Source organism: Angustibacter peucedani, from assembly GCF_054779595.1.
In genome coordinates, this window is sequence record NZ_BAAGXY010000195.1 from 1 (window position 1) to 736 (window position 736).

At 80.3% G+C, this 736-nt stretch carries 1 protein-coding gene and 1 pseudogene; both read left to right on the forward strand.

Annotation, left to right across the window (positions count from 1 at the left end):
• Window positions 1-352 (forward strand): annotated as a pseudogene (locus ACYVJ4_RS18850) (hypothetical protein); the annotation flags it as partial.
• Window positions 349-735, forward strand: coding sequence for a DUF4439 domain-containing protein (locus ACYVJ4_RS18855; protein WP_460461562.1), 387 nt, complete (start codon window positions 349-351; stop codon window positions 733-735). The pseudogene ACYVJ4_RS18850 and the gene ACYVJ4_RS18855, both read left to right, overlap by 4 nt.
• Window position 736: the final 1 nt, after the last annotated feature.

A 736-nucleotide genomic window follows, 5' to 3' on the forward strand; every position in this document is an offset into this window, starting at 1 on the left:
CGCCGGGGCACGCGCGGCCGCCCGGCTGCGGCCGGACCAGGCGCGCCTGCTGGCGGCGGTCGCACGCCACCACGGCGAGCACGCCCGCGCCCTGCGGCCGTCGTCCGGGACCATCGGCACCGCCACGCCCTCCCCCTCGGGCACGGTGCCGGCCGTGACGCCCACCACCCGCCCGCTCACCCGCGCGAGCGCGCTGCGCATCCAGCGCGACGCCGAGCAGGCGGCCGTTCAGGCCGTCGAGGCCGACCTGGCGCGGGTCGGCGGTGACGTCGCCCGGCTGCTGGCCTCGGTCGCGGCCTGCCGGGCCGTGCACGTCGCCGACCTCGACCGCGTCGCGCGGTGGATCGCATGAGGCCCGTCCGCGCGGGAGTGGCCACCTCGTCGTCCACCTCGTCCGCCACCTCGTCCGCCACCTCGTCCACCACGAGCCCGCCGTCGACGAGCCCCACCGCGGCGGCGCGGCTGACCGACGCCGAGGCCGGCGCGCTCGCCGCCGTGCTCGCGGCCGAGCAGGCGGCGGTCTACGCGTACGGCGTGGTCGGCGGTCAGGGAGACGACGACCGCCGCGCCCTGGCGCAGGCGGCGCTGCTGCAGCACGCGACCCGGCGCGACCTGCTGGCCGGCAGGCTGTCGGCCGCCGGCCGCACCCCGCCCCCGGCGGCACCCGCCTACGGCACGGGGTGGCGGCCAGCTCGAGCAGGCGCTCGTCGACCGGTCGCAGGAAGTGCGCGGTGAG